18 protein-coding genes are annotated in these 19741 nt (G+C 63.4%); 2 read left to right on the top strand and 16 right to left on the bottom strand.

Going from position 1 to position 19741, the window contains the following annotated elements:
- Position 1: 1 nt before the first annotated feature.
- The 9 genes from KW845_RS11055 to KW845_RS11015 form a co-directional block, all read right to left on the bottom strand.
- Positions 2 to 1156 carry a fimbrial protein gene (locus tag KW845_RS11055; RefSeq protein WP_218369266.1) on the bottom strand — a complete coding sequence of 385 codons (1155 nt, stop codon included), beginning with the start codon at positions 1154 to 1156 and terminating at the stop codon, positions 2 to 4.
- Complete coding sequence (locus tag KW845_RS11050) at positions 1153 to 3645, bottom strand: fimbria/pilus outer membrane usher protein (protein WP_255592552.1); 2493 nt, start codon at positions 3643 to 3645, stop codon at positions 1153 to 1155. Before KW845_RS11050 ends, KW845_RS11055 begins: the two co-directional genes overlap by 4 nt.
- Before the next feature lie 17 nt (positions 3646 to 3662).
- Entirely contained in the window at positions 3663 to 4391 is a 729-nt protein-coding gene (locus KW845_RS11045) for a molecular chaperone (RefSeq protein ID WP_218369265.1), read from the bottom strand.
- A gap of 340 nt (positions 4392 to 4731) precedes the next feature.
- Complete coding sequence (locus KW845_RS11040; protein WP_218369264.1) at positions 4732 to 5265, bottom strand: fimbrial protein; 534 nt, start codon at positions 5263 to 5265, stop codon at positions 4732 to 4734.
- Between the two features lie 44 nt (positions 5266 to 5309).
- Positions 5310 to 5717 carry a hypothetical protein gene (locus tag KW845_RS11035; RefSeq protein WP_255592551.1) on the bottom strand — a complete coding sequence of 136 codons (408 nt, stop codon included), beginning with the start codon at positions 5715 to 5717 and terminating at the stop codon, positions 5310 to 5312.
- A 396-nt stretch (positions 5718 to 6113) separates the two neighbouring features.
- Positions 6114 to 7304: a S9 family peptidase gene (locus KW845_RS11030; RefSeq protein ID WP_218369263.1), complete on the bottom strand. Its 1191-nt coding sequence runs from the start codon at positions 7302 to 7304 to the stop codon at positions 6114 to 6116.
- A gap of 51 nt (positions 7305 to 7355) precedes the next feature.
- Positions 7356 to 8327: a tripartite tricarboxylate transporter substrate binding protein gene (locus KW845_RS11025; protein WP_218369262.1), complete on the bottom strand. Its 972-nt coding sequence runs from the start codon at positions 8325 to 8327 to the stop codon at positions 7356 to 7358.
- A 23-nt stretch (positions 8328 to 8350) separates the two neighbouring features.
- Positions 8351 to 9565, bottom strand: a complete 1215-nt coding sequence (locus KW845_RS11020) for a BtrH N-terminal domain-containing protein (protein WP_218369261.1) — start codon at positions 9563 to 9565, stop codon at positions 8351 to 8353.
- A gap of 13 nt (positions 9566 to 9578) precedes the next feature.
- Complete coding sequence (locus tag KW845_RS11015; RefSeq protein WP_218369260.1) at positions 9579 to 10478, bottom strand: polysaccharide deacetylase family protein; 900 nt, start codon at positions 10476 to 10478, stop codon at positions 9579 to 9581.
- A 389-nt stretch (positions 10479 to 10867) separates the two neighbouring features.
- Between KW845_RS11015 and KW845_RS11010 the strand changes: the two genes are divergently transcribed.
- Both KW845_RS11010 and KW845_RS11005 read left to right on the top strand, forming a co-directional pair.
- Positions 10868 to 11632, top strand: coding sequence for an IclR family transcriptional regulator (locus tag KW845_RS11010; protein WP_218369259.1), 765 nt, complete (start codon positions 10868 to 10870; stop codon positions 11630 to 11632).
- A 181-nt stretch (positions 11633 to 11813) separates the two neighbouring features.
- Positions 11814 to 12821 carry an asparaginase gene (locus KW845_RS11005; RefSeq protein ID WP_218369258.1) on the top strand — a complete coding sequence of 336 codons (1008 nt, stop codon included), beginning with the start codon at positions 11814 to 11816 and terminating at the stop codon, positions 12819 to 12821.
- 36 nt (positions 12822 to 12857) lie between these two features.
- On the opposite strand, the gene KW845_RS11000 is transcribed toward KW845_RS11005, so the two are convergent.
- The 7 genes from KW845_RS11000 to KW845_RS10970 are packed head-to-tail and all read right to left on the bottom strand — an operon-like array spanning position 12858 to position 19664.
- Entirely contained in the window at positions 12858 to 13946 is a 1089-nt protein-coding gene (locus KW845_RS11000; RefSeq protein ID WP_218369257.1) for an enolase C-terminal domain-like protein, read from the bottom strand.
- Positions 13947 to 13999: 53 nt separating this feature from the next.
- Positions 14000 to 14755: an ABC transporter ATP-binding protein gene (locus KW845_RS10995; protein WP_255592550.1), complete on the bottom strand. Its 756-nt coding sequence runs from the start codon at positions 14753 to 14755 to the stop codon at positions 14000 to 14002.
- Positions 14745 to 15509, bottom strand: coding sequence for an ABC transporter ATP-binding protein (locus KW845_RS10990; protein ID WP_218369997.1), 765 nt, complete (start codon positions 15507 to 15509; stop codon positions 14745 to 14747). The genes KW845_RS10995 and KW845_RS10990 overlap by 11 nt, the downstream gene beginning before the upstream one ends.
- Entirely contained in the window at positions 15509 to 16441 is a 933-nt protein-coding gene (locus KW845_RS10985; protein ID WP_218369256.1) for a branched-chain amino acid ABC transporter permease, read from the bottom strand. Before KW845_RS10985 ends, KW845_RS10990 begins: the two co-directional genes overlap by 1 nt.
- Positions 16438 to 17310, bottom strand: a complete 873-nt coding sequence (locus KW845_RS10980; RefSeq protein ID WP_218369255.1) for a branched-chain amino acid ABC transporter permease — start codon at positions 17308 to 17310, stop codon at positions 16438 to 16440. The genes KW845_RS10985 and KW845_RS10980 overlap by 4 nt, the downstream gene beginning before the upstream one ends.
- Positions 17303 to 18466 (bottom strand): alpha-hydroxy acid oxidase, encoded by a 1164-nt coding sequence (locus tag KW845_RS10975; protein WP_218369254.1) that lies wholly within the window; start codon positions 18464 to 18466, stop codon positions 17303 to 17305. Before KW845_RS10975 ends, KW845_RS10980 begins: the two co-directional genes overlap by 8 nt.
- Positions 18467 to 18494: 28 nt before the next feature.
- On the bottom strand, positions 18495 to 19664 hold the full coding sequence (locus KW845_RS10970) for an ABC transporter substrate-binding protein (protein ID WP_255592548.1): 1170 nt from the start codon (positions 19662 to 19664) through the stop codon (positions 18495 to 18497).
- Positions 19665 to 19741 lie beyond the last annotated feature (77 nt).

Below are 19741 nucleotides of genomic sequence, written 5' to 3'. Positions count from 1 at the left end.
GTCAGATGTAGGTAAATTTCACGGTGGCGGTTGCCCGCACCCTTCCCGCAGTAATGGCGGCTCCGGTGGGCGCATAGCTCGCGCCCACCTTGAATTGCCAGCGGCGCGAAGGCAGGGCTTCGATGGCAGCGCCGATGCCGTTCTGGGCTTGCCCGAATGTCGGGGCGCGATACGCGCCCGTCGCGGGGTCATGCAGCCACACCTGTATGCCCACGCCGCTGGCCGCATTCATGCCGGCTTCCTGGTTCGTCAAGATGCCATTGCCCCCGTCGCCGGGGATGTACTGATTCGCCGTGAGCGTTATGGTGGGAGACGAATCGCTCGGAGAACTGCACGCCACATCCAGCGTCGTCGCGGTGATGTCCCTGCCTTCTCCGCGCATCAGCATATGGACGGGCACGCCGGGCAGCCTGATGGTCAGTGCAGTGGGATTGCTGATGTCGCAGGTCGGCGGCGTAACCTGGACTGGCGTCGCCAGGTACACGCGGTACAGCGGCCCGGAAGCGCTGGTGCCGGAAGTATTGCTTACCGTCGCCTGGCCGTAGATATTGGCTGGCAGCAAGGTTCCCGGACTGATCGGCGCACCGGTTGCCACGAACTCGATGCGCGCCTTCAGGTTGCCTCCCAGCTGGGGCGATCCATTGAACGGGAACACCAGAGCGCCCGATCGAAAAGTATTGTCGTACCTGACGGGCGCGAGCACGTATTCGGAATCGCTGATGTAGTAGTAATAGACACGGTACGCGATACCGGCAACGCCTGACGAATACAGGTTCTGGTGGCCGGCGACCAGCGTACCGCCACCGCGGAATTCCTCGACCGCCCCCGTGCGGCAGTCGTACAACGGCGAAGCCCTGCCTTGCCCGGAACCGCCCCCGAAGTTGGGCAGCATCGTTTCGGACACGAATAACACCTCTCCAGGCGTCGGGTAGGCGGGCAATGCGAAGGTCGTACGCCCGGCAGGCACGGCGATCTGCATGCTGTTGCTGTCGTATGCATCGTACCGGTTGCCATTGCCACTGGTGCCCCCGGTATTGCGGCTGCAGGCCAGGGCGGAACTCGTCCCCCCGATCAGCCACAACGCCACCAGGCCGATGCCCACATACCGCCATTCACGCCGGCGCCAGCGATACGCCGCGCTGGAAACTTGCTTCATTCGGCGCATATCAACTCCTTTGCCTGCTCGGTGGCACCCTGCCAGGCAGACACATCAATCTCGAAACGGCACTGCTGGTTGCCGGGCCCGCCCCATTTAACGGTGAACTGGCTGGCACCCTGCAGCCCAGTCAACCAGGCACGCCCCACGGGTCCGACAATGCCGCGCTGCTGGCCGTCGTCGCCATAGACCTGGGCGCCAAACGGCAGCACCATGCCTGACGGCTCTTTCAGCACGGCAAGCACGGTCCGCCCGATCTCGGTGTCGAACTTCGCCACCACAATAGCGCCGCGGGTCGGCACCACCGTCTGGACGTTCTGCTTCAGGTTCGCACCGTCCAGCCCGTCACCGGCATCGAGCGAAACCCGGTTTTCCCGGTACGGACTGGCATAGGGAACCAAGGCTCGTCCCGAAGCATTGGTGCGCACCCCGGGAAGCGCATCGATGGCGACGCCAGCCGCGCCAGGCGCGTCGACAATAATTGCCGTTTCGCCCAGCGATTGCCCCAGCAGCATACCCTTGCTGTCCGCCAGGATCGCGCCGCTAATATCCAGGTAAGTGTTCGACGAATTGCGCGCATAGGCATGGCTGGCAGTGGCCAGGCCTACCGGCGAGGCGTATCCCAGCGACGCATATCCCTCGCTGCCGTTGTCACGGTCGGCTCCCCGAGTGACACCCGCCTGCAATGCATAGGTGAGCGAGTAGTCGTCAAGCATCGCGCCGCTCAGGTTGGCGCTATGGTTAGTGCTCTTGCTGTTCGTGCGGTTCATCGTATAGCTGGCGGTATGGCTGCCGCCCAGCGGGATGCTGAGCGTGAGCATCACCGTCGACTCGCGCGAATCCCAGGGGCTGCGGCTGACGGCATAGTTCAGCGAATAGCCGACCCGGCCCAACGAGCTCGAATAGCCCAACTGCGCATACCTGGCGTTCCGGGGTGCATTCCGGTATGAAATGCCGTAGTAGTTGAACGACAGCGACCCCATGGTGCCCAGCCGCTGCAACACCGACAACTGGTACTCGTGCTCGCGGCTGTAGCCAAGATAGCCTTGCTTCTCGGCGCGGTCGCGCACCGCATCGTTCAGGCTGCGGTAGCCTGTAGAGTTATAGCGATAGCTGGCAAGCGTAAAATCGGTGCCGCTGCCCGGAAATGATTTGGCGTACTGTATGCTTGCGGCCGAACCCACCTGCGTGTTGCCGCGAGCATCCCGGGAACGCGAGGTGGTGATATCGGTCGACACCGCCCCCAGTTCATGCAAATTGGCGGCCAGCCCCAATGCGCCGGCGTTATAGCCTTGCTGGGCAGTGGTCCAACCGCCATAGGCGGTCAATCCGTAGGGCAGGCCGTAGGCCAGCGTCAACTGCCCCATCAAGGGGCGCTCGGCATCGTAATCGTGACGGTGCTCGCCCACCATGAAGTTGTAGTTCCAGATGCCTTCCCGCATCATGGTCGGCAGCGCCGAGAATGGCTGGAAGAAGCGCGTGGTACGCCCGCCCAGTTCCTCGACTTCGATTTCCAGGTCGCCGCCGCCCGGCGTGGAATACAAGTCGTCGATCAGGAAGGGGCCGGCCGGCACGAAAGTCGTATAAAGCACATTCCCGTTCTGGCGCACGGTCACCCTGGCGCTGCCGGGCGCCACGCCGCGTATCACCGGCGCGTAGCCGCGCTGGCTATCGGGTAGCATGCCGTCGTCGGACCGCAACTGTATGCCGCGAAAGCGCACCGAGTTGAAGATGTTTCCCTGCGTGGCGCTGTCACCCAGGCGCAGCCTCCCACGCCAGGCCACGATGTCGCGCTCCGCGTACAGATCGCTCCAGTCCCAGCCGGTATTGCGGCCGTTTTCGTAATAGCTGCCATTGCCGCGCAGTCGCCATACGCCCAGGTTCAGGCCGTTGCGAAAGTTGAGATAAGTCGTATGGCTGCTGCGCCGCTCCGGTCCGCCGGCAAGCCGCATCTGGTTGTACGACAAACGGTAAGACGACCAGATGGCAGTCGTTCCCGAATCCCATTGCTCGACAGGCACGGCGCCCCGCGCCTTGCGATCCAACGCCGCCTGCGGAATCGACACGGCCAGGACGTTGCTGTCCTGGTCGTAACTGGCCCGGGCGGACGGGATGGCCGCCAGCGCGCCGCACTCGCTATCGTCCATTTTCTGCAGTTGGGGAAAGGCCTCGATTTTGACGTCCAGTTCGCGCAATCCGGCAACCGAATAGCAGGGTTGTGCCTCGTCGCTACCCGGCATGGCAACGAACTTGATCTCGCGCATGCCGATATCTCTGCCGTTGAGCTTCAGCAGCACCGAATTCACGCCAGGCAGCACGCGACTGGAATAGGCAAAGACCGACAGATCGGCCGCGGATTGACCATTGGGCCGATGCAGGAAGCTCTCATCGAAAACGGCGGCGGGGCCAGCCGGTTCTTGTGCCAGGCTCGCACCGCCCGGCACAAGAAACAACATCACCGACACGCCCGCGCTTGCAGCCCGGTTCATGGAACGATGTACCATGATCACTGGGCACTGCTTGCTGCGGGCGACACGGGCACTGCGGGCCAGGCTTCGGACACGCCATAATCGTTGACCACATGTGGCGTCGCCATCAGGTCCGTGGCGGCCGGGCACTCGCGCAGAGCGATGTGGGTGGTTGCCAGCGGCGTGCCAACGACGGCCCGGCCGAATCCGGCCCCTTCGCCCGCGATGTCGATGCGCGCGAAATTCACCGTAAACGCCGACGCATTCTCGATCGCCAGCCGGCAGGTCTTGCCGTCGCGCACCAACATCCATTTCAGCAACTCGGGACCGCGGGGCAGTTTCTGGATGGCCGCGGGCCGATAGAACAACTTGATGCGCGTATGCATGGCCAGCGCCAGGTTGTTTTCCCCCGGATTTTTCTTCTGGGGAATCTCCAGCACATTGATCCAGTAGTAAGATTCGCGGTCATCCGGCAGCCCTTGCCCGACCCGGGTGATGCTCAGGCGGCGCTCCGCATTGCCATCGAAGCGGCTGAGAGGCGGGGTAACGAAGAATGGCGTATCCATTTCTTCGGCCACGCCGTCGATCCAGGCCTGGACCACATAAGGATCGGTAGACAGGTTTTTCGCGAAGACCGAGACGTGCCGCTGGTCTTCGTTCATAATCACTCGCGTGCTCGAGAGCTGGATGGCCGCCTGGGCGGCGCCGCCGGCCAGCGTACTCGCCATCGTGGCGGTCAGGAACAAATGCTGCAGGAGATTTTTCATGTGACTGGCCGCCGGTCCACCGGAGCGAACCGTCAATGGCCTCGGTGACGGATATAACTGCCAGGAACAACTACCCGGGACACAGCCGCAGCAATGCGGCAACCATTTGTGAAATGGTCACCGCCGCACAGCTGTCAAACGTGTTGGACTCGTACTCCGGAAGGCGCGGGGCATGAAATGCCTGCCGCGCGAAGTGCGTCATCCATGCAGGCCGCCCCACTGCCGGGGCAAGCTTGCACGAATACTCTCCATGCATGGCGCCGCTTGTGGCAGCCGCCTGCGATCTACAGGAGTGAAACCAGGTCTCATGGACTTGGTACCGGGCCCAATGCCCGGTTATTTACGAGTAGGTGACTTCGAACACGGCGCGAGCGTTGGCGGAACCCGCCGTCACGGTAGCAGCCGTTGCTTCGTAGAATGCCTTGAAGCGCAGGATGTTGGTGCCCTCGATCAGGTTGTAATCGCCCGCGGCGCCGCCCACGACGATGGCGGTGCCGCCAGCCGTGGCCAGCCCGACAGCCACACCCTGGGCGCCAGCACCGTTCTCTAGGCTGAGCAGGCGGGAATCGACCACGCTGCCCGCGCCCGGACGGAACGCGATGTGGGCCGTATCGGCGACGCTGGTGTCGCAGCCGAGCAGGCTGATCGTGAAATCTACCTCGGGGCTCTTGGAGCCCAGGCCGCTGAACATGTTCGTCGAGATGTTGCCCATCTGTACAGTCATGTCAGTGCCGAGCTGGCCGCCGCCAATCGAGCACGCAGAAGTGGTGATCTCGCCGATGAACGAGATGTCGCCCGTATCGGCGGCAAGGGCAGTACCCGCCATTGTGGCCAGGCAACCGGAAACCAGAGCATTGAGGACTATTTTTTTCATGATGTTGGAACCTAATGAAAACGGAAGTGATGAACCATGTGGATCTAGCGGCCTGTGCTTTGCCTGAGCGAGGGCGTGGCGAGCGGGCGAAAGCCATGACGCAGCAGGAATGCGCAACGACCCAGCAGCCAGTTGCCAGGCCAGAAGATGCCGCGACGCACCAGCCAGCCCCGCCAATGACGGCGTGCGTTGATTCCTTGCTGGTATTTGATGTCGGCCGCCATCCAGCGAACCGCGACGGCCAGGCTGCGTGCCAGCACCGGATACCTGCGCATCAGGTTCAGGCACGGTATCGCCCACAGCCGATAGCCTTGATAGGTGGTAGGTGAAAAGGTCTTTCTGCAATCGCTCGCGTCAAGAACCCAATCGCCGAACGAGATCAGATCTTGCCGGCGCAACTCGTTGCACACGATCTTCTGCTCGTAGTCCACCCAGATTCCCAGCTTGCTCATTCAAATTACTTGGTAGTTGATCCACATGACGAACGGCTGTCTGCCGTTGCCGCTTCCAGTCAAGAAAGCGAGCGAACGCCATGGTATGGGCCTGCATGCCTTAGTAATTTGATATTTCGCACATTGAAGACAATTCAACAGCCAATTGCTGATTTGTCGACTACGCGAGTCAAAATTTTTCTGATAGAGTCGGAAACAATTTGCCCAAACGAAACAGTTTTACGAATTGGGTCTTCCCGGCTAGCGCATACCCGCACAACTGGCGAACGCAAGGGCAATGGCATATCCGGCGACGGCGAACTGGCTCGGTACACCGGGCACGGGCAGGCCGGGCAGCAACCCCCGCACAACTCTCGGGGCCGGCTATCCGGCCTGCTTCAGCGGTGCCAGGCGGTATCAGCCCGGATAAAACGCCAGCCGCGTCTGGTCTATCTTGAAGATATCGGCCAACCAATCCAGCATCAATTCCTGCCCCAGGGTGGGGTTGTCGTGCTGGCAATGTTCGGCGCCGGTTTCTTCTTCGCTGGTCAGGCGCAGCGTGGCGTTCACGCCATGGCGGGTGGCGTAGTCATGCACCTTCTTCACTGCCTCCACGCCCAGCACGTCATGCCCGCCATGGATGATCAAGTACGGGCACTTCATGTGCTCGAGCACGCCGTCCAATGTGAATGGCTTGGATATCTCGGTGGCCTCGGCCATGCTCTTTGCACCGAACACCCACTTGATATGCCCGGCCAGCCCGTGGCTGTCGTCCCGGGTCTTCCAGCGTTCATGGATATCCCACATCGCTCCGTGCGAGATGCACGCGGCCAGCCTGGGCTCCATCGCGCCGGCCCTTGCCGCGTAATAACCGCCCAGGCTGGAGCCGCTGAGCGCGATGCGCGAGGCGTCCACATCGCTGCGCTGCTCGAGCCAATCGATGCATTTGCCGATCGGCACTTCATAGTCATGCCGCGTCACCAGCCCATGCCGGCGCAATGCGCCACCTTGGCCCGGGCCGTCGACCAGCAGCACCGACATGCCGCGCTGCAAGGCGCCGCGCCCGGTCATGAACCACAATTCATCCTTGAACGAATCCAGGCCGCCCACCGATATCAGCACCGGCTGGCGATCGCCGCCGTTGGCCGAACGGATGAAATAAGCTGGCAGCGGCTTACCGGGTTCATACGGGATATCGACGATCTCGGCCTTGGGCGTCAGTTGCCCCAGGAACTTGTGCGTAGCCTTCTCGCAGCGATCGAAGGTGGCCATCCGCCGCGGATCGTCTGCGGCCAGCCAGAATTCCGCCTCGCGAAAATAATTGGCCGCGCGCAGCCAGCAGTTCATGGCGCTGCGCACATGCTTGCTCGCGAACTCTTCGTCGCCGCGACGATCATTGCGCTCGGCAATATGTGTCCATTCGCGGTACCAGCTTTCAAAATCGTTGGCGACGATCTTGCTGCCGGCCTGGAATACTTCGCTGACGGCCCCGCCGCCTTCCTGGGTTTCCCCCAGTCCACGCCGGAACTGGTATGACATCCAGAAATCGTTGTGCCAGTGATGCCAGCCGAAAGGTTCGTAGCTGGGTGCTTTAGCAGTCTCTTTCATATCATCCTCTGTCGAAGTGCCATGCAATTGCGGGTATGGGTGTGTTCACGCTTACTGCGGCTGATAACCGATTTCCGAGACCAGCTTGCCAAACTTCTCGTTCTCGCTCTTGAGTAGCCTGGCAAAGTATTCGGGCGACTCCGTCACCGGAATCAGTCCCAGGGTGCTCATGGTTTTCTGCAGATTCGGCTGCTGCAAGGCCCGGTTGATCTCGGCATTGAGCTTATCGACGATCTCCGGCGGCGTGCCGGCCGGTGCCACGAAACCGAACCACCCCACCGAGCTGTATCCCTTCACCGACTCGCCGATCGTGGGCAGTTGCGGCAGCTTGGGGTCGCGGCTGGGATAGGTGATGCCCAGCAAGTTCAGCCGGCCCGCTTCGATCAGCGGCGCACTGCTGGTGTAGGACGTGACCCCCAGGTCGATGCGTCCGCCCGTCAGGTCAGCCGCGATCGGCCCGTTGCCCTTGTACGGAACGTTCATGAACTTGATACCCGACATGTGCGCCAGCAACTCGAACGACATGTGGGGCAGGCCGCCCATGCTGGTGGTGCCTATTTGCAGCTTGCCCGGGTTGGCCTTGGCCCAGGCGATCATCTCGGGCACCGTCTTGAACGGTGCATCCGGCCGCGACACCAGCGCCAGGTAATTCATGGTTGCCAGGGCCACGGGCGTGAAGTCCTTCAGCGGGTCGTACGGCAGGTCCTTGTAGGTATGGCTGGCCAGCGCCAGGTTGGTTACCAGGCCGACACCCAGCGTATAGCCGTCCGGCGGCGCCTTCGCCGTCAATGTCAGGCCGATCTGCCCGCTTGCGCCGGCCTTGTTCTCGATCACTACCGACTGGCCCATGCGCTGGCCGATTTCCGCGCCGACCAGGCGGGCAATGACGTCGGGCCCGTCGCCCGGTGTATAGGGCACGATGATCGTGATCGGCCTGTTGGGATAATCCTGGGCAGCGGCGGACCATGGCGTAGACAACGCGGCAAGCAGGGTCGCCAGCCCGGCGATCAGTTTCGTCTTCATCAGCAGCCTCCTTCGGGTTGCAGTTAAGTCAGGTCGAGTTGCCGTACGCTTGCCCAGCCGTCCTTCATGGCGGACAAGGCAGCGAGTTCGGCAGCGGCAATTTGCCCGACCAGCAAGCCGGCCTTGCGCATGTCGCTTTCGTAGCGCAGTTGCCGGAACAACGTCGATGACTGATCCATCAGTTCGGCCGCGCGGCTGACAGGCGTCGCGTCGAACCCGCGTCCGCCAAGTTCGGATGCCACCCGCCGCAGGTAGCCCGACGCCGCGCGCCGCCCCAGGACACCGTGATTCGGGATACTGCCGTTCACAAACAACGGCTTGCGTTCGCCTGTGGGCGACAGCGGATCGCACACCTGGCCCGCCAGTACGGCTTCGGCGAAGCGGGCCATGCCGGGTGCGCCGGTCTCCCAGTGGGGAATCTGCCATTGATTGCCGAACAACGCGTACGGCTTTGGATAGTCGCCATTCAGTATCTTCAAATTGCGCCGGTAGCTGTCGCGAATGGCAGCCGCGATATTCCAGTCGGGGTCGCGCCCAGGCTCTACCCACACCATCAGGTATGGCCCATAGCCATCATGCAAGCTCCACTGCCCGCCCCAGGGATGATGATGCGGCCAGGCGCGATATTGATCGCCGGTGCGCAGCGAGGCCTGCTCCCAGGCCTGCCGGAACACGTCGACGGGGCATTCATAGCGTGCATGTTCGGCCAGGTCGTTGGGCTCCCACAGCGTGACGACCTTGCGCTGCAGGTCATACCCCGCCACCACCACGTGATGCCCGAATCCGGTGTCCTGCATGATGGATTTCATGAAGGCCAGCCGCGGCGACGACGCCGCGCCATAAGGCAACAACAGGCTGTAGTGCAATCCGACCTGCACCGGAACACCTCGATCGATCAGCGCGGTCAATTGCGCGAAAGCCTCGTCGAAGCCGCCCTCGGGATCTTCCGTCCAATGGCTGCGATAGCCCAGGATGCGCGGCGTGTACTCCCATATCTCGTGAAAGGCGCCCTTGCCGCCATTGAATGCCGGCGCCCCCCAGGCCGGACACCAGCGGAACGAGAACCCGTCGCCGCTGGTGCCATCGGCAAACAGCGCATCGCTTTCGCCGACATGATTCAGCATGCCGATCACGCCGGTGAAATAGCACCGGCCGGCATTCCCGTTCTCGGGATAGCCTTTGGGGCCCAGCCAGGTCATCGAGTAGTAGCTGGACGCGTAGGTACTGATCTCAGGCATAGGACCCCTCCTTTCATTTCGCCGCGGCGGTCTCCGACTGGTACCAGTCGAGAATCTGCTCGCCCGTCCACATCACGACCCCCTCGTGCCCCAGGATGTAGTCGTAGAGTGCTTCCAGGTATTTGATCCGGTGCGGCACGCCGGTCAGGTAAGGATGGATGGAGATCGCCATCACACGGGGCGTACGCGTTCCTTCCAGATACAGCCGGTCGAACTGGTCACGCCCTCGTCTCAGGATCTCGTCGGACGGCAACTGCTGCACCGCGCTGATGACCACGTCGTTCAACTCGACGGTGTAAGGTACCGACACCACCCGGCCGGCACGCGTGCGCAATGGCACGGGCTGGTCGTCCAGCACCCAGTCGGCCACGTACTCGATGCCAGCCTCGGCCAGCAGGTCGAGGGTCTGGTCGGTTTCGGTCAGGCCCGGGCTTTCCCAGCCGCGCGGCGGCTTGCCGGTGAAATCACGGATGGCCCCGATGGTGTCGGCAATCGCCGCCGCCTGGTCGTGCACAGTGTGCATGGGCTGCTGGATATGGCCATGGCCGATGAATTCCCACCCGGCCGCCAGCGCGGCCTGGCACATCTCGCGATACAGCGAACACACGGTGCCGTTGAGCGCCAGCGTCGCTTTCAAGCCACGTGCCTGCAGTGCTTCCAGGAACCGCCAGAAGCCGACCCGCATGCCGTACTCATGCCACGCCCAATTGGGAATATCGGGCAGCAATGGCCGTCCCATCGGCGGCGGCAGCACCGCACGCGGCATCGCCGAAGCGGGGCTCCAGTTCTCAAGGTTGACTATCGTCCAGACGGCAACACGGGCACCATCGGGCAAGGCAAGCGGGCGCCGGTTGTAAATGGATTCGTACACCAGTCGATCGCGCACACTACTGCCGATCAGTTTCTCGGTCATGCACTGCCTCCGGAACTCGGGCGCCTCTGCACGGGGTACCGAACCGCATGCCAGACTGCGCTTGGGTCAACTTGAAAGTGTCGATAAATCCTAGTGCCGGCGTTCAAGGCAGGTCAAACAGATTTCTTATTTATCCCAACTATTAATAATTTCTAGGGAAAACGATAAGGCCGCGGATGTCCGGCTCGGGATTTGCAGATAATGCTGGCAGATCGAATCTTATATTGATATAAAAAGAGAAAAATAGTGTCTTGTCCAGTTGAAAGGCGCTGGAAATTGGCGGCGAGCGGGCCGTTTCCAAGCATTTCCGCTTCGATGTTTTTTATTTTTTCTCATTTAATGATAAATAAATCGACTCTCTATCCGCTACCCAAGTGAAGGAACCGACTTTGACGAATTCGACTTCCGCGGCACAGACTGTCGGACGCGCAGTCCTGTTGCTACGCCTGGTGGCATCCAGCCAATCGCGCAACTTGCGCCTGATCGACATTGCCGAGATGGCGTCGCTGGACAAGTCGACGGCACATCGCCTGCTGCAGCGCCTGGTCCAGGAACGCATGCTGGTACGCGATGCAGGCCAACGTGGCTATCGCCTGGGGCCGCTGCTGCACGAACTGGGGCTGGCCGCCCTGCCCGAATCCAACCTGCGCGATGTGTCCGAGCCCGCGCTTCGGCATCTTGCGCAAACCACGGGGGATATGGCTTTCCTGCTGATCCGCAGCGGCTTCGATACGGTTTGCCTGAACCGCATTGCAGGCAATTTCGAGATCCAGACCATGACCCGCAACGTCGGAGACCGCCACCCATTGGGCGTAGGCGCGGGTGGCCTGGCTTTGCTGGCCGGCCTGGGCGACGGCGAAGTCAATATCGTGGTCAGGGAAATCGCGGCACAGCTGCGGCGTTACCACCTGACCCCGGAATCACTGCTGGAAAGAGTCAGGCAAACCCGCGAACGGAACTTCGCCCTGGACGAGGGAACCGCGGCGCTGGATATCACCGCTCTGGGCAAAGCCATTCGCGATCGCACGGGAACACCCATGGCTGCCGTATTCGTGGCGTCGATCAGCAACCGCATGATCGAAAGCCGCAAGCGCCAGGTACTGAAGAGCCTGGCCGAATGCGTGGCCACGATCGAATCGGCCCTGTCCCGTTGATGCCGCTCCAAGAACACCTGCATGCGTATCGGCCTGCACAGCATGTCATTCTGCGACGAATGGAGATGCAATCGTCCAACTGCTACGCCGGCTCTACTTCGACGGCCTGGTATCCGAGCCCCAGACATTGCGTTATCTTCAGCAACTCGGCACCGCACTTGGGAAAAGGCAAAGGATCGCTATGAACAAACCTCGCATAAAAGTACTGGCACTGGGCGGCACCATCGCCATGACCCGCAGCGACACCGGCGGCGTCGTGCCCACGCTGACCGGCGCAGCGCTGGTCGCGGCCGTACCCGGCCTGGACGCAGTCGCCGACATCGAATCGCATTCGTTTCGCCAGTTGCCCGGCGCTCACCTGGGATACGACGACCTGCATGCATTGGCGGCCGAGATCGCGCACCACGCCCAGGCCGGCGTGGATGGCCTCGTCATCACGCAAGGCACGGATACCATAGAAGAAACCGCCTTCGCGCTCGACCGCCTGGTGACGCCCGGCATGCCGGTCGTCGTGACCGGCGCCATGCGCAACCCCACCGTGCCGGGAACCGACGGGCCGGCGAACCTGCTGGCCGCGGTACAGGTCGCGGCCAGCCCGCAGGCACATGGGCTGGGCTGCCTGGTGGTGCTGAACGACGAGATCCATGCCTCCCGGTATGTACGCAAAGTGCACACCAGCAGTCCGTCGGCGTTCTCGTCGGGGCAGGCGGGGCAATTGGGCTGGCTGGCCGAAGGCACGGTCCGCATCGCCAATCGCCTGGAACCCATGCCGGGCGTCGCCCTGAGCGAACATCCACGCCAGGTGCGGGTGGCGCTGCTGACCATTGCCCTGGGCGATGACGGCGCGCTGATCGACGCGGTGGCTGGCGGCGGCTTCGGCGGCCTGGTTGTGGAAGGCACGGGCGGCGGCCATGTGCCCGCCAGCGTTGCCGATGCGCTGGAACGCGCCGCGCAGCGCATCCCCGTCATATTGGCCTCGCGCACCGGCGCGGGCGAAGTGCTGGCACGCACCTACGGTTTTACCGGCGGCGAGATCGACCTGCAGCGCCGCGGCCTGATCCGGGCCGGCTGGCTGGACGGCGTGAAGGCCAAGGTGCTGCTGACCCTGCTGCTGCGTCACGGTGCCGCGACGCGGCAGGACATCGACCGGGCGTTCCAGCCCTGGGGCGGAGGGGCGGATCCGGCTTGAACCGTTCGCGCCATGTCCTCTCGTCCGGCCGCGCCGCTAGCCGGCCACGGCATAACGCTCTACGGCGTCCTCGTCCCATGCCAACCCCACGCCCGGGGCATCGCCGATCTGGGCGCAGCCGTCACGGAACACCAGGGCTTCGCGCAGGATGGGCGCCGCCAGGTCCATGCGTTCCAGGTAGTGCGCACCCGGCGTTACCGCCAGCATGTGGGCGCTGAATTCCTGGAAGATATGGCTGGATACAGGAATTCCATGGGCTTGCGCCAGTGCCGAGGCACGCTGCCAAGCCGTGACGCCGCCTATCTTCATGATATCGGGCATGGCCAGGTCGCAAGCGCCCGCCAATAGCGCCTTGTGCATTTCGTCCACGCTGCACCAGTTCTCGCCCATCTGGACGGGAATATGGCTTTGCGCGCGCAAGCGGGCGTGCCCGGCGTAATCTTCCTGCAGCGTGGGTTCCTCGATCCAGGCCAGCCTCTCGTCGCGCAGCGCATGCAGGCGCTGTCCGGCCTCGGCCGTATTCAGCCCCTGGTTGTAGTCGGCCATGATTGCCACGCCGTAGCCCACCACCTTGCGCAACGCACGCAATACACGCAGATCTTCGTCTATGGACGGATAGCCGATCTTGGTCTTGATCGCGCGAAACCCTTGTTCCATCGACACGGCGGCTCGCCGCACGCCCAGGTCGATGCCGTCCATCGCATGGCTGTCGTAGGCTTGCACAGGCGCAAGAGAACCGCCCAATAGCCGCGCAAGCGGCTGACCGTGGCTAACCGCGAGTGCGTCCCAGGCCGCCATGTCCAGCCCCGCGCATGCCATGCCCGCCAGGCCGGTACGGCCCAACAGGCGCAAGCGCGAGCTCAGCAAGCGGTCAAGGTCGGCGGGCGCCAATGGCTGGCGTTCCAGCACCTGCCCCAGCTGCCGCACCAGCAGGCAGGTGGGCAACAGTGCCAACGGTGTGTACGTGAACAAATACGAACGCCCGACGATATTCTTGTCGGGGGTGTGCAGATCGATCAGCACCAGCGGTGCTTTGTCGACGACGCCCACGCTGGTGCGCACCGGATGTTCCAGGGGCACCAGCACGGCGCGCGCTTGAACCGAGGTAACGTGCAGATCGCTCATGAGGTTTCCCATCCGTCTTCATGATGCCGCTCGCGGCAAGGTGTGCCGCCAAACTATAGACCCAGGTACGCCTGCATGACACGCGCATCGTGCAGCAGATCTTGCCCGGTACCCGATACCGTGATGCGCCCGACTTCCAGCACATACGCGTGGTCTGCCAACGCCAATGCGGCGCGGGCATTCTGCTCGACCAGCAAGATCGGCATATCCAGGTCGCGCAATCGCTCGACGACACCCAGCACCTCGCTGACCAGCAAGGGCGCCAGCCCCATCGACGGCTCGTCCAGCAGCAACACGCGCGGCCGGCTCATCAGGGCGCGCGCAATCGCCAGCATTTGCTGCTGCCCGCCCGACAGGGTTCCCGCGGGCAGCATGCGCTTCTGCTTCAATACAGGAAACAGCGCGTACATTTCCTCTATGCGTTCGCTGGCCGCCCGGCCCCTGACATAGCCGCCCAACAGCAGGTTGTCTTCTACCGACAGCGGCCCGAACACCTGCCGTCCTTCCAGTACCTGGGCCAGCCCGGCCCTGACCCGCCGGTCTGGCGCATGGCGGCTGATATCGCGGCCCATCAGAATGACGCTGCCCTCGCGGGCCGGCACCAGGCCGGACAGGGTGCGCAGCAGGGTGGTCTTGCCCGCGCCATTGGCGCCCACCAAGGCCACCAGTTGCCCGCGTGGCAGGTCCAGGTCGATGCCGTGCAGCACCTGGATCCGTCCATACCCCGCCTTCAGGCCGCGCACCGACAAGGCCATGGCGTGCGGGTCCGGGGCCTGCCCGGTATCGTCGGCCAAGCGGCTAGTTTGCATCGCAGGCATAGTCGGCTCCCAGGTAGGCCTCGATGACCTTGGTGTTCTCCCGAACCTGCTGCGCCGTGCCTTCAGCCAGTTTCTTGCCATGGTCCAGCACCAGTATCTGATCCGAGATCCCCATGACCATGTGCATGTCGTGTTCCACCAGCAATACGGTAATGCCGGACTCCGCGATGCGCCGGATCAGCGCGGTCAGTTCGGCGGTCTCGCTGTCGTTCAGCCCGGCAGCGGGTTCGTCCAGCAGCAACAGGCGCGGTTCGCCCGCCAGCGCACGGGCAATCTCCAGCCGCTTCAACACGCCGAACGATAATTGCGAAGCATGATGCCCGCCATAAGCGCCCACGCCAGCCATTTCCATCCATGCCTGCGCCTGATCGGCCAAGCGACGGTCGGACGGCCGTGTCAGGGCCAGCAGGCCCGCCGTCAGGCCCCCGCGCTGGCGCAAGTGTGCCCCCAGCATGACGTTCTCGCACGCCGTCATGTTCATGCAGACCTGCAGGTTCTGGAACGTGCGGCTGACGCCGCGTCGCGCCAGCCGGTCGGGCGTCAAGCCGCCGACATCCCGCCCGTCGAGCAGTACCCGCCCCGCACTGGGCGTATACACACCACTGATCAAATTGAACAGCGTCGTCTTGCCCGCGCCGTTGGGGCCTATCACCGCATGGACATCGCCCGCGCTGACCGTGAAGCTAACGTCTTGCACCGCGGCGACACCTCCGAAGAAACGTGTCAATCCCTGGACTTCCAGCATCATTTTCTCCGGTGCAGCGCTTCCGCCAAAGTGGGCACCAGTCCCTTGGGCAGGAAGATCATGGTCAGCATCAGGATCAGCCCGAAGCACATCATCTCGTACTCGTGCAGGCCTCCCAGTGCCTGCGGCAGCACCGTCAGCAATGCCGCGCCCAGCACCGCGCCGAAGGTGGAAGCCATGCCGCCCAGCACCACCATGGTGGCCAGCTCGACCGAATAGGTGAACCCCGACAGCGACGGCGTGATGAAGCCCAGATAGTGGGCGGTAAGACAGCCCGCCAGCGACGTGAAGACCGCCGAGGCCACGAAGGCGCGCACTTTGTAGGAAACCACGTCCACCCCCGTGGCCCTGGCGGCCACTTCCGATCCGTGCAGGCCGCGCAGCGCCCGGCCGGCCGGCGACGAATAGAGATTCAGCGATAGCAATACCGCAATGAAAAGCAGCACCGCCACCAGGGCGTACCACGTCGCCATTCCCTCTACCGCATGGCCGAAAACCGCCAGGGGCTCGACCGGCATGCCGTCCGGGCCGCCGGTCCACTGGACCTCGTTGATCAGCACCATATTGACGATGATGCCCAGGCCCAGCGTGGCCATCGTCAGCGAATGGCCGCGCAGCCGCAATATCGGCCGCGCAATCAGGTACGCGACGACGGCGGCGCCCAGTACGGCAGCCGCCATGGCCGCCAGGGGCGGCCAGTTCAGCTTCGAGGTCAGGATGCCCACGCCGTAGGCGCCGATGGCCACGAATGCCGCGTGGCCTATGCTGACCTGGCCCGCGAACCCCATCAGCAGGTTGAGCCCGATGGCCGCGATGGCGGCCAGGCCGATGCGCACGGCCAGGTCCATCAGAAAGTTGTTGGTCAATGCCAGCGGCAAGACGGCAAGCACCACCGCCAGCACACATAATGAAGGGCGCACGGGAAATCTCATACGCGCTCCGTGCTGCGCTTGCCAAAGATCCCCTGGGGCATGACAAGCAAGATGACGATGATCAGGACGAAAGGCACGGCATCTTTGTAGGCGGACGACACATAGCCGGCCATGAATGCTTCCAGCAGTCCAACCAGCAACCCGCCCACAATGGCACCCACCCCGCTACCCAGGCCGCCCAGCGTCGCGGCCACGAACCCCTTCATGCCCAGCATCAGGCCCAGGTCGTAGACTGTGGTCGTGATGGGCGCCGCCACCGCCCCGGCCACCGTGCTCAATGCGGCCGCGATGCCGAAAGACAGCAACAGCATGCGCGACGTGCTGATTCCCACTGCCTGCGACGCCAGTCGGTTTGCCGCGACTGCCAACATGGCCTTACCGGTCAGTGTCAGCTTGAAGAAGCAGGCGCACCCGATCATCAAGACGATAGACACGCCCCAGACCCACAGGCTTTGCGGCAATACGTAGGCCCCGAACCAGGACAGCGCGTCATCGCCGCTGAATGCCGGCAAGGTGCGCTGGTTCTTGCCCAGCACCAGTTGCACCGCCCCCTGTATGAACAACGATGCGCCGATCGTGATGATGATCAGCGACAGGATATTGGCATTGCGGGCCGGCCGTATCGCCAGCAGGTAAAGCAGCAGGCCTGCCGCCACGCCGACGATGACCGCCAACAACACCGCGGCCGATAGCGGCACCTGCGCGCCAACCAGGGTAGCGGCCACCATGCCGCCCAGCATCAGGAAATCGCCCTGCGCAAAGTTGATGACGCCGCTGGCGTTATAGATCACCGAGAATCCCAGGGCGGCAAGCGCGTAGATGGCGCCCGTCGTCAGCCCCGCAAACACGAATTGCGCAAAATCAGCCATCAAAGCCTCGCCTGTCTGAAAAGGGATCCTGAGCGCACAAATGGGTCCGGCCGAAATCACCAGGACGCGGCGCGCCCACCAGCGTCATGGTGCGCTCCAATTCGGCGCAGAGCAGCGCCAGCACCTTGCCCACCCCTGCCTCGCCGCCGGCCGCCAGCCCATAAGCGACGGGCCGCCCCAGGAATACGCCGTGCGCACCGCAGGCCAGGGCCTTGGCAATATCAGAGCCTCGCCGAAAGCCGCCATCGATGAACACAGGCGCCTTGCCGTCCACGGCATCGCGGATGCGCGGCAACATACTTATCGTGGATGGCGCGGCATCCAGTTGGCGCCCGCCATGGTTCGACACGATGATGCCGTCCATTCCCATGGACACCGCACGACGCGCATCATCCGGATGCAGCACACCCTTGATCAATAACGGCCCGTTCCAGATTGACCTGAGCCAGGCCAGGTCGTCCCAGGCGAGAGAACGGTCCATGGCACGCGACAACAGCGCGGCCTGCGCCTGCGGCGACGCGTTACCCTGGGCGGGAGCCAGGTTCACGAACTGCGGCGCACCGGCGCGCGCCATGCGTGCCAGCCATCGCGGATGGGCCAGCATGTCCCACATCATGGCCGGGCCGGGCCTGAACGGCAGCGCAAACCCATTGCGCACATCGCGCTCGCGGTAACCGCTGACGGGTACGTCTATGGTCAGCACCAGGGCATCGAACCTGGCCTGCCGCGCCCGCTGGACAATCTGTTCGGCCAGCTTGCGCTCTTGCATGACATAGAGCTGCATCCAGCAAGGCCCCGTGGTTGCCGCGCGTACCTCTTCCAGGCGGCTGTTGGATGCCGTCGACAAAATGAACGGCAGCCGCGCCGCGCCCGCGGCGCGCGCGGCCAGTATGTCGCCGCCAGGACGCATCAGGCCATTCAGCCCAACCGGCGCCACGCCCAGCGGCGCGGCCCAATGCTGCCCGAATACCTGCTGGCTGGCATCGATCTGCGTCGTGTCGCGCAGCACAGTGGGCAACAACCCCAGACGCTCCAGATCGTGCGCATTGCGGCGCAGGCAGCGCTCGTCTTCGGCACCGCCTTCCAGGTAGTCGAACACGAAGCGGGGCAGCGCGCTGCGCGCACGCGTCCGGAAATCCGCCACATTCAATTGCATGCCAGCCCTCCGCCTTGGTCAGTTCGGGTCAACGCAATTCATTGAAGGTGCCGTCACGCACTTCCACCATTCGAAACGCGGAAGAATCTAGCCCCATGTGGTCTTCGGGCGTCATCGTATAGATGCCGCTGACGCCCACGAATCCCTTGGTCTGTTCCAGCGCCTGGCGAACCTGTTCCTTATCGGTGCCGCCGGCACGTTTCATGGCGTCGGCCAGCATCAGCAGGCCATCATGGGCATAGCCACCGAACGTCGACACCTCGACCTTGTACTTGCCCTCGAAGGCGTCTGCGTAGGCAACGCTGACATCGCGTTGCGGATCGGCCTGGGGCAACGCGCGCGCCACCTGCAGGGCCGGCGTCGGCATGCGTATGCCGTCGGCAGCCTCGCCCGCCAGGCGCACGAACTCCATCGAGGCCTGTCCGTGGCTGGTGTACAGCGGGATCTTCATGGCCAACTGGCGATAGTTGCGGGCAATAATGGCGGGAGCCTGGCCGGTTCCGAATACGAACACGGCCTGCGCATTGCTGGACTTGATACGGGTAAGCTGCGGCGTCATGTCCGTGTCGCGCTCGCCGTATTGCTGGTCGTCGAGCACCTCAATGCCCATCTCCTTCGCCAGCTTCAGCGTCTCGACACGGCCCGATTTACCGAACCCGCCCGTGTCCGACAGCAGCGCCAGCCGGGTCCAGCCATTTTTCTTCATGTCGTCCAGCACCTTGGCCGCCGCCATGCGGTCCGAATGCGGCATCTTGAAGATCCAGGGCTTGACGGGCTCGACGATGACGCTGGCCGCCGCCAGCGAGATGAAAGGGATTTTCGCGCCTTGCACTTGCGGCGCCATTGCCATGGTCGACCCTGTGGTCGAGCCGCCCACGATGGCATCCACCTCGTCCTGCATGATCAGGCGCCGCGCGAACGCGTTGGCCTTGCTGGCATCGCTGGCGTCGTCATAGATCGTGAGTTCCAGCTTGCGCCCCAGCAAACCGCCCTGGCTGTTGATCTTGTCCACGTACAACTGCAGTGTCTTCTGTTCCGGGTCGCCCAGGAAAGATGCCGGCCCGGTCGCCGACACCACGGCGCCCACTTTGATCGGCTCTTGCGCGGCATGCGCGGGGCCTGCCTGCAGCAAGGCGGCCGCGGCACAGGCCAGGGCCACACGTACCGTGCCGGCGCGCGATAGGGTCATACGCTTCATTGTTGTCTCCTCGGTCCTGTTTGCGGACTTCTAGGGTTCACGCCGGCCGCCGTATGCGGCAGCGCTGGTACAGCAAA

Source organism: Bordetella sp. BOR01, from assembly GCF_019218885.1.
Classification (GTDB): Bacteria; Pseudomonadota; Gammaproteobacteria; order Burkholderiales; family Burkholderiaceae_B; genus Bordetella_A.
Note: the sequence above shows the minus strand (reverse complement) of the source record. Positions and strands in the feature narration are given on the sequence as shown.

Coding starts and splice junctions, on each gene's coding strand:
- KW845_RS11055 (WP_218369266.1), bottom strand. CDS start 1,156: ATGAAGCAAGTTTCCAGCGCGGCGTATCGCTGGCGCCGGCGTGAATGG.
- KW845_RS11050 (WP_255592552.1), bottom strand. CDS start 3,645: ATGAACCGGGCTGCAAGCGCGGGCGTGTCGGTGATGTTGTTTCTTGTG.
- KW845_RS11045 (WP_218369265.1), bottom strand. CDS start 4,391: ATGAAAAATCTCCTGCAGCATTTGTTCCTGACCGCCACGATGGCGAGT.
- KW845_RS11040 (WP_218369264.1), bottom strand. CDS start 5,265: ATGAAAAAAATAGTCCTCAATGCTCTGGTTTCCGGTTGCCTGGCCACA.
- KW845_RS11035 (WP_255592551.1), bottom strand. CDS start 5,717: ATGAGCAAGCTGGGAATCTGGGTGGACTACGAGCAGAAGATCGTGTGC.
- KW845_RS11030 (WP_218369263.1), bottom strand. CDS start 7,304: ATGAAAGAGACTGCTAAAGCACCCAGCTACGAACCTTTCGGCTGGCAT.
- KW845_RS11025 (WP_218369262.1), bottom strand. CDS start 8,327: ATGAAGACGAAACTGATCGCCGGGCTGGCGACCCTGCTTGCCGCGTTG.
- KW845_RS11020 (WP_218369261.1), bottom strand. CDS start 9,565: ATGCCTGAGATCAGTACCTACGCGTCCAGCTACTACTCGATGACCTGG.
- KW845_RS11015 (WP_218369260.1), bottom strand. CDS start 10,478: ATGACCGAGAAACTGATCGGCAGTAGTGTGCGCGATCGACTGGTGTAC.
- KW845_RS11005 (WP_218369258.1), top strand. CDS start 11,814: ATGAACAAACCTCGCATAAAAGTACTGGCACTGGGCGGCACCATCGCC.
- KW845_RS11000 (WP_218369257.1), bottom strand. CDS start 13,946: ATGAGCGATCTGCACGTTACCTCGGTTCAAGCGCGCGCCGTGCTGGTG.
- KW845_RS10995 (WP_255592550.1), bottom strand. CDS start 14,755: ATGCAAACTAGCCGCTTGGCCGACGATACCGGGCAGGCCCCGGACCCG.
- KW845_RS10990 (WP_218369997.1), bottom strand. CDS start 15,509: ATGCTGGAAGTCCAGGGATTGACACGTTTCTTCGGAGGTGTCGCCGCG.
- KW845_RS10985 (WP_218369256.1), bottom strand. CDS start 16,441: ATGAGATTTCCCGTGCGCCCTTCATTATGTGTGCTGGCGGTGGTGCTT.
- KW845_RS10980 (WP_218369255.1), bottom strand. CDS start 17,310: ATGGCTGATTTTGCGCAATTCGTGTTTGCGGGGCTGACGACGGGCGCC.
- KW845_RS10975 (WP_218369254.1), bottom strand. CDS start 18,466: ATGCAATTGAATGTGGCGGATTTCCGGACGCGTGCGCGCAGCGCGCTG.
- KW845_RS10970 (WP_255592548.1), bottom strand. CDS start 19,664: ATGAAGCGTATGACCCTATCGCGCGCCGGCACGGTACGTGTGGCCCTG.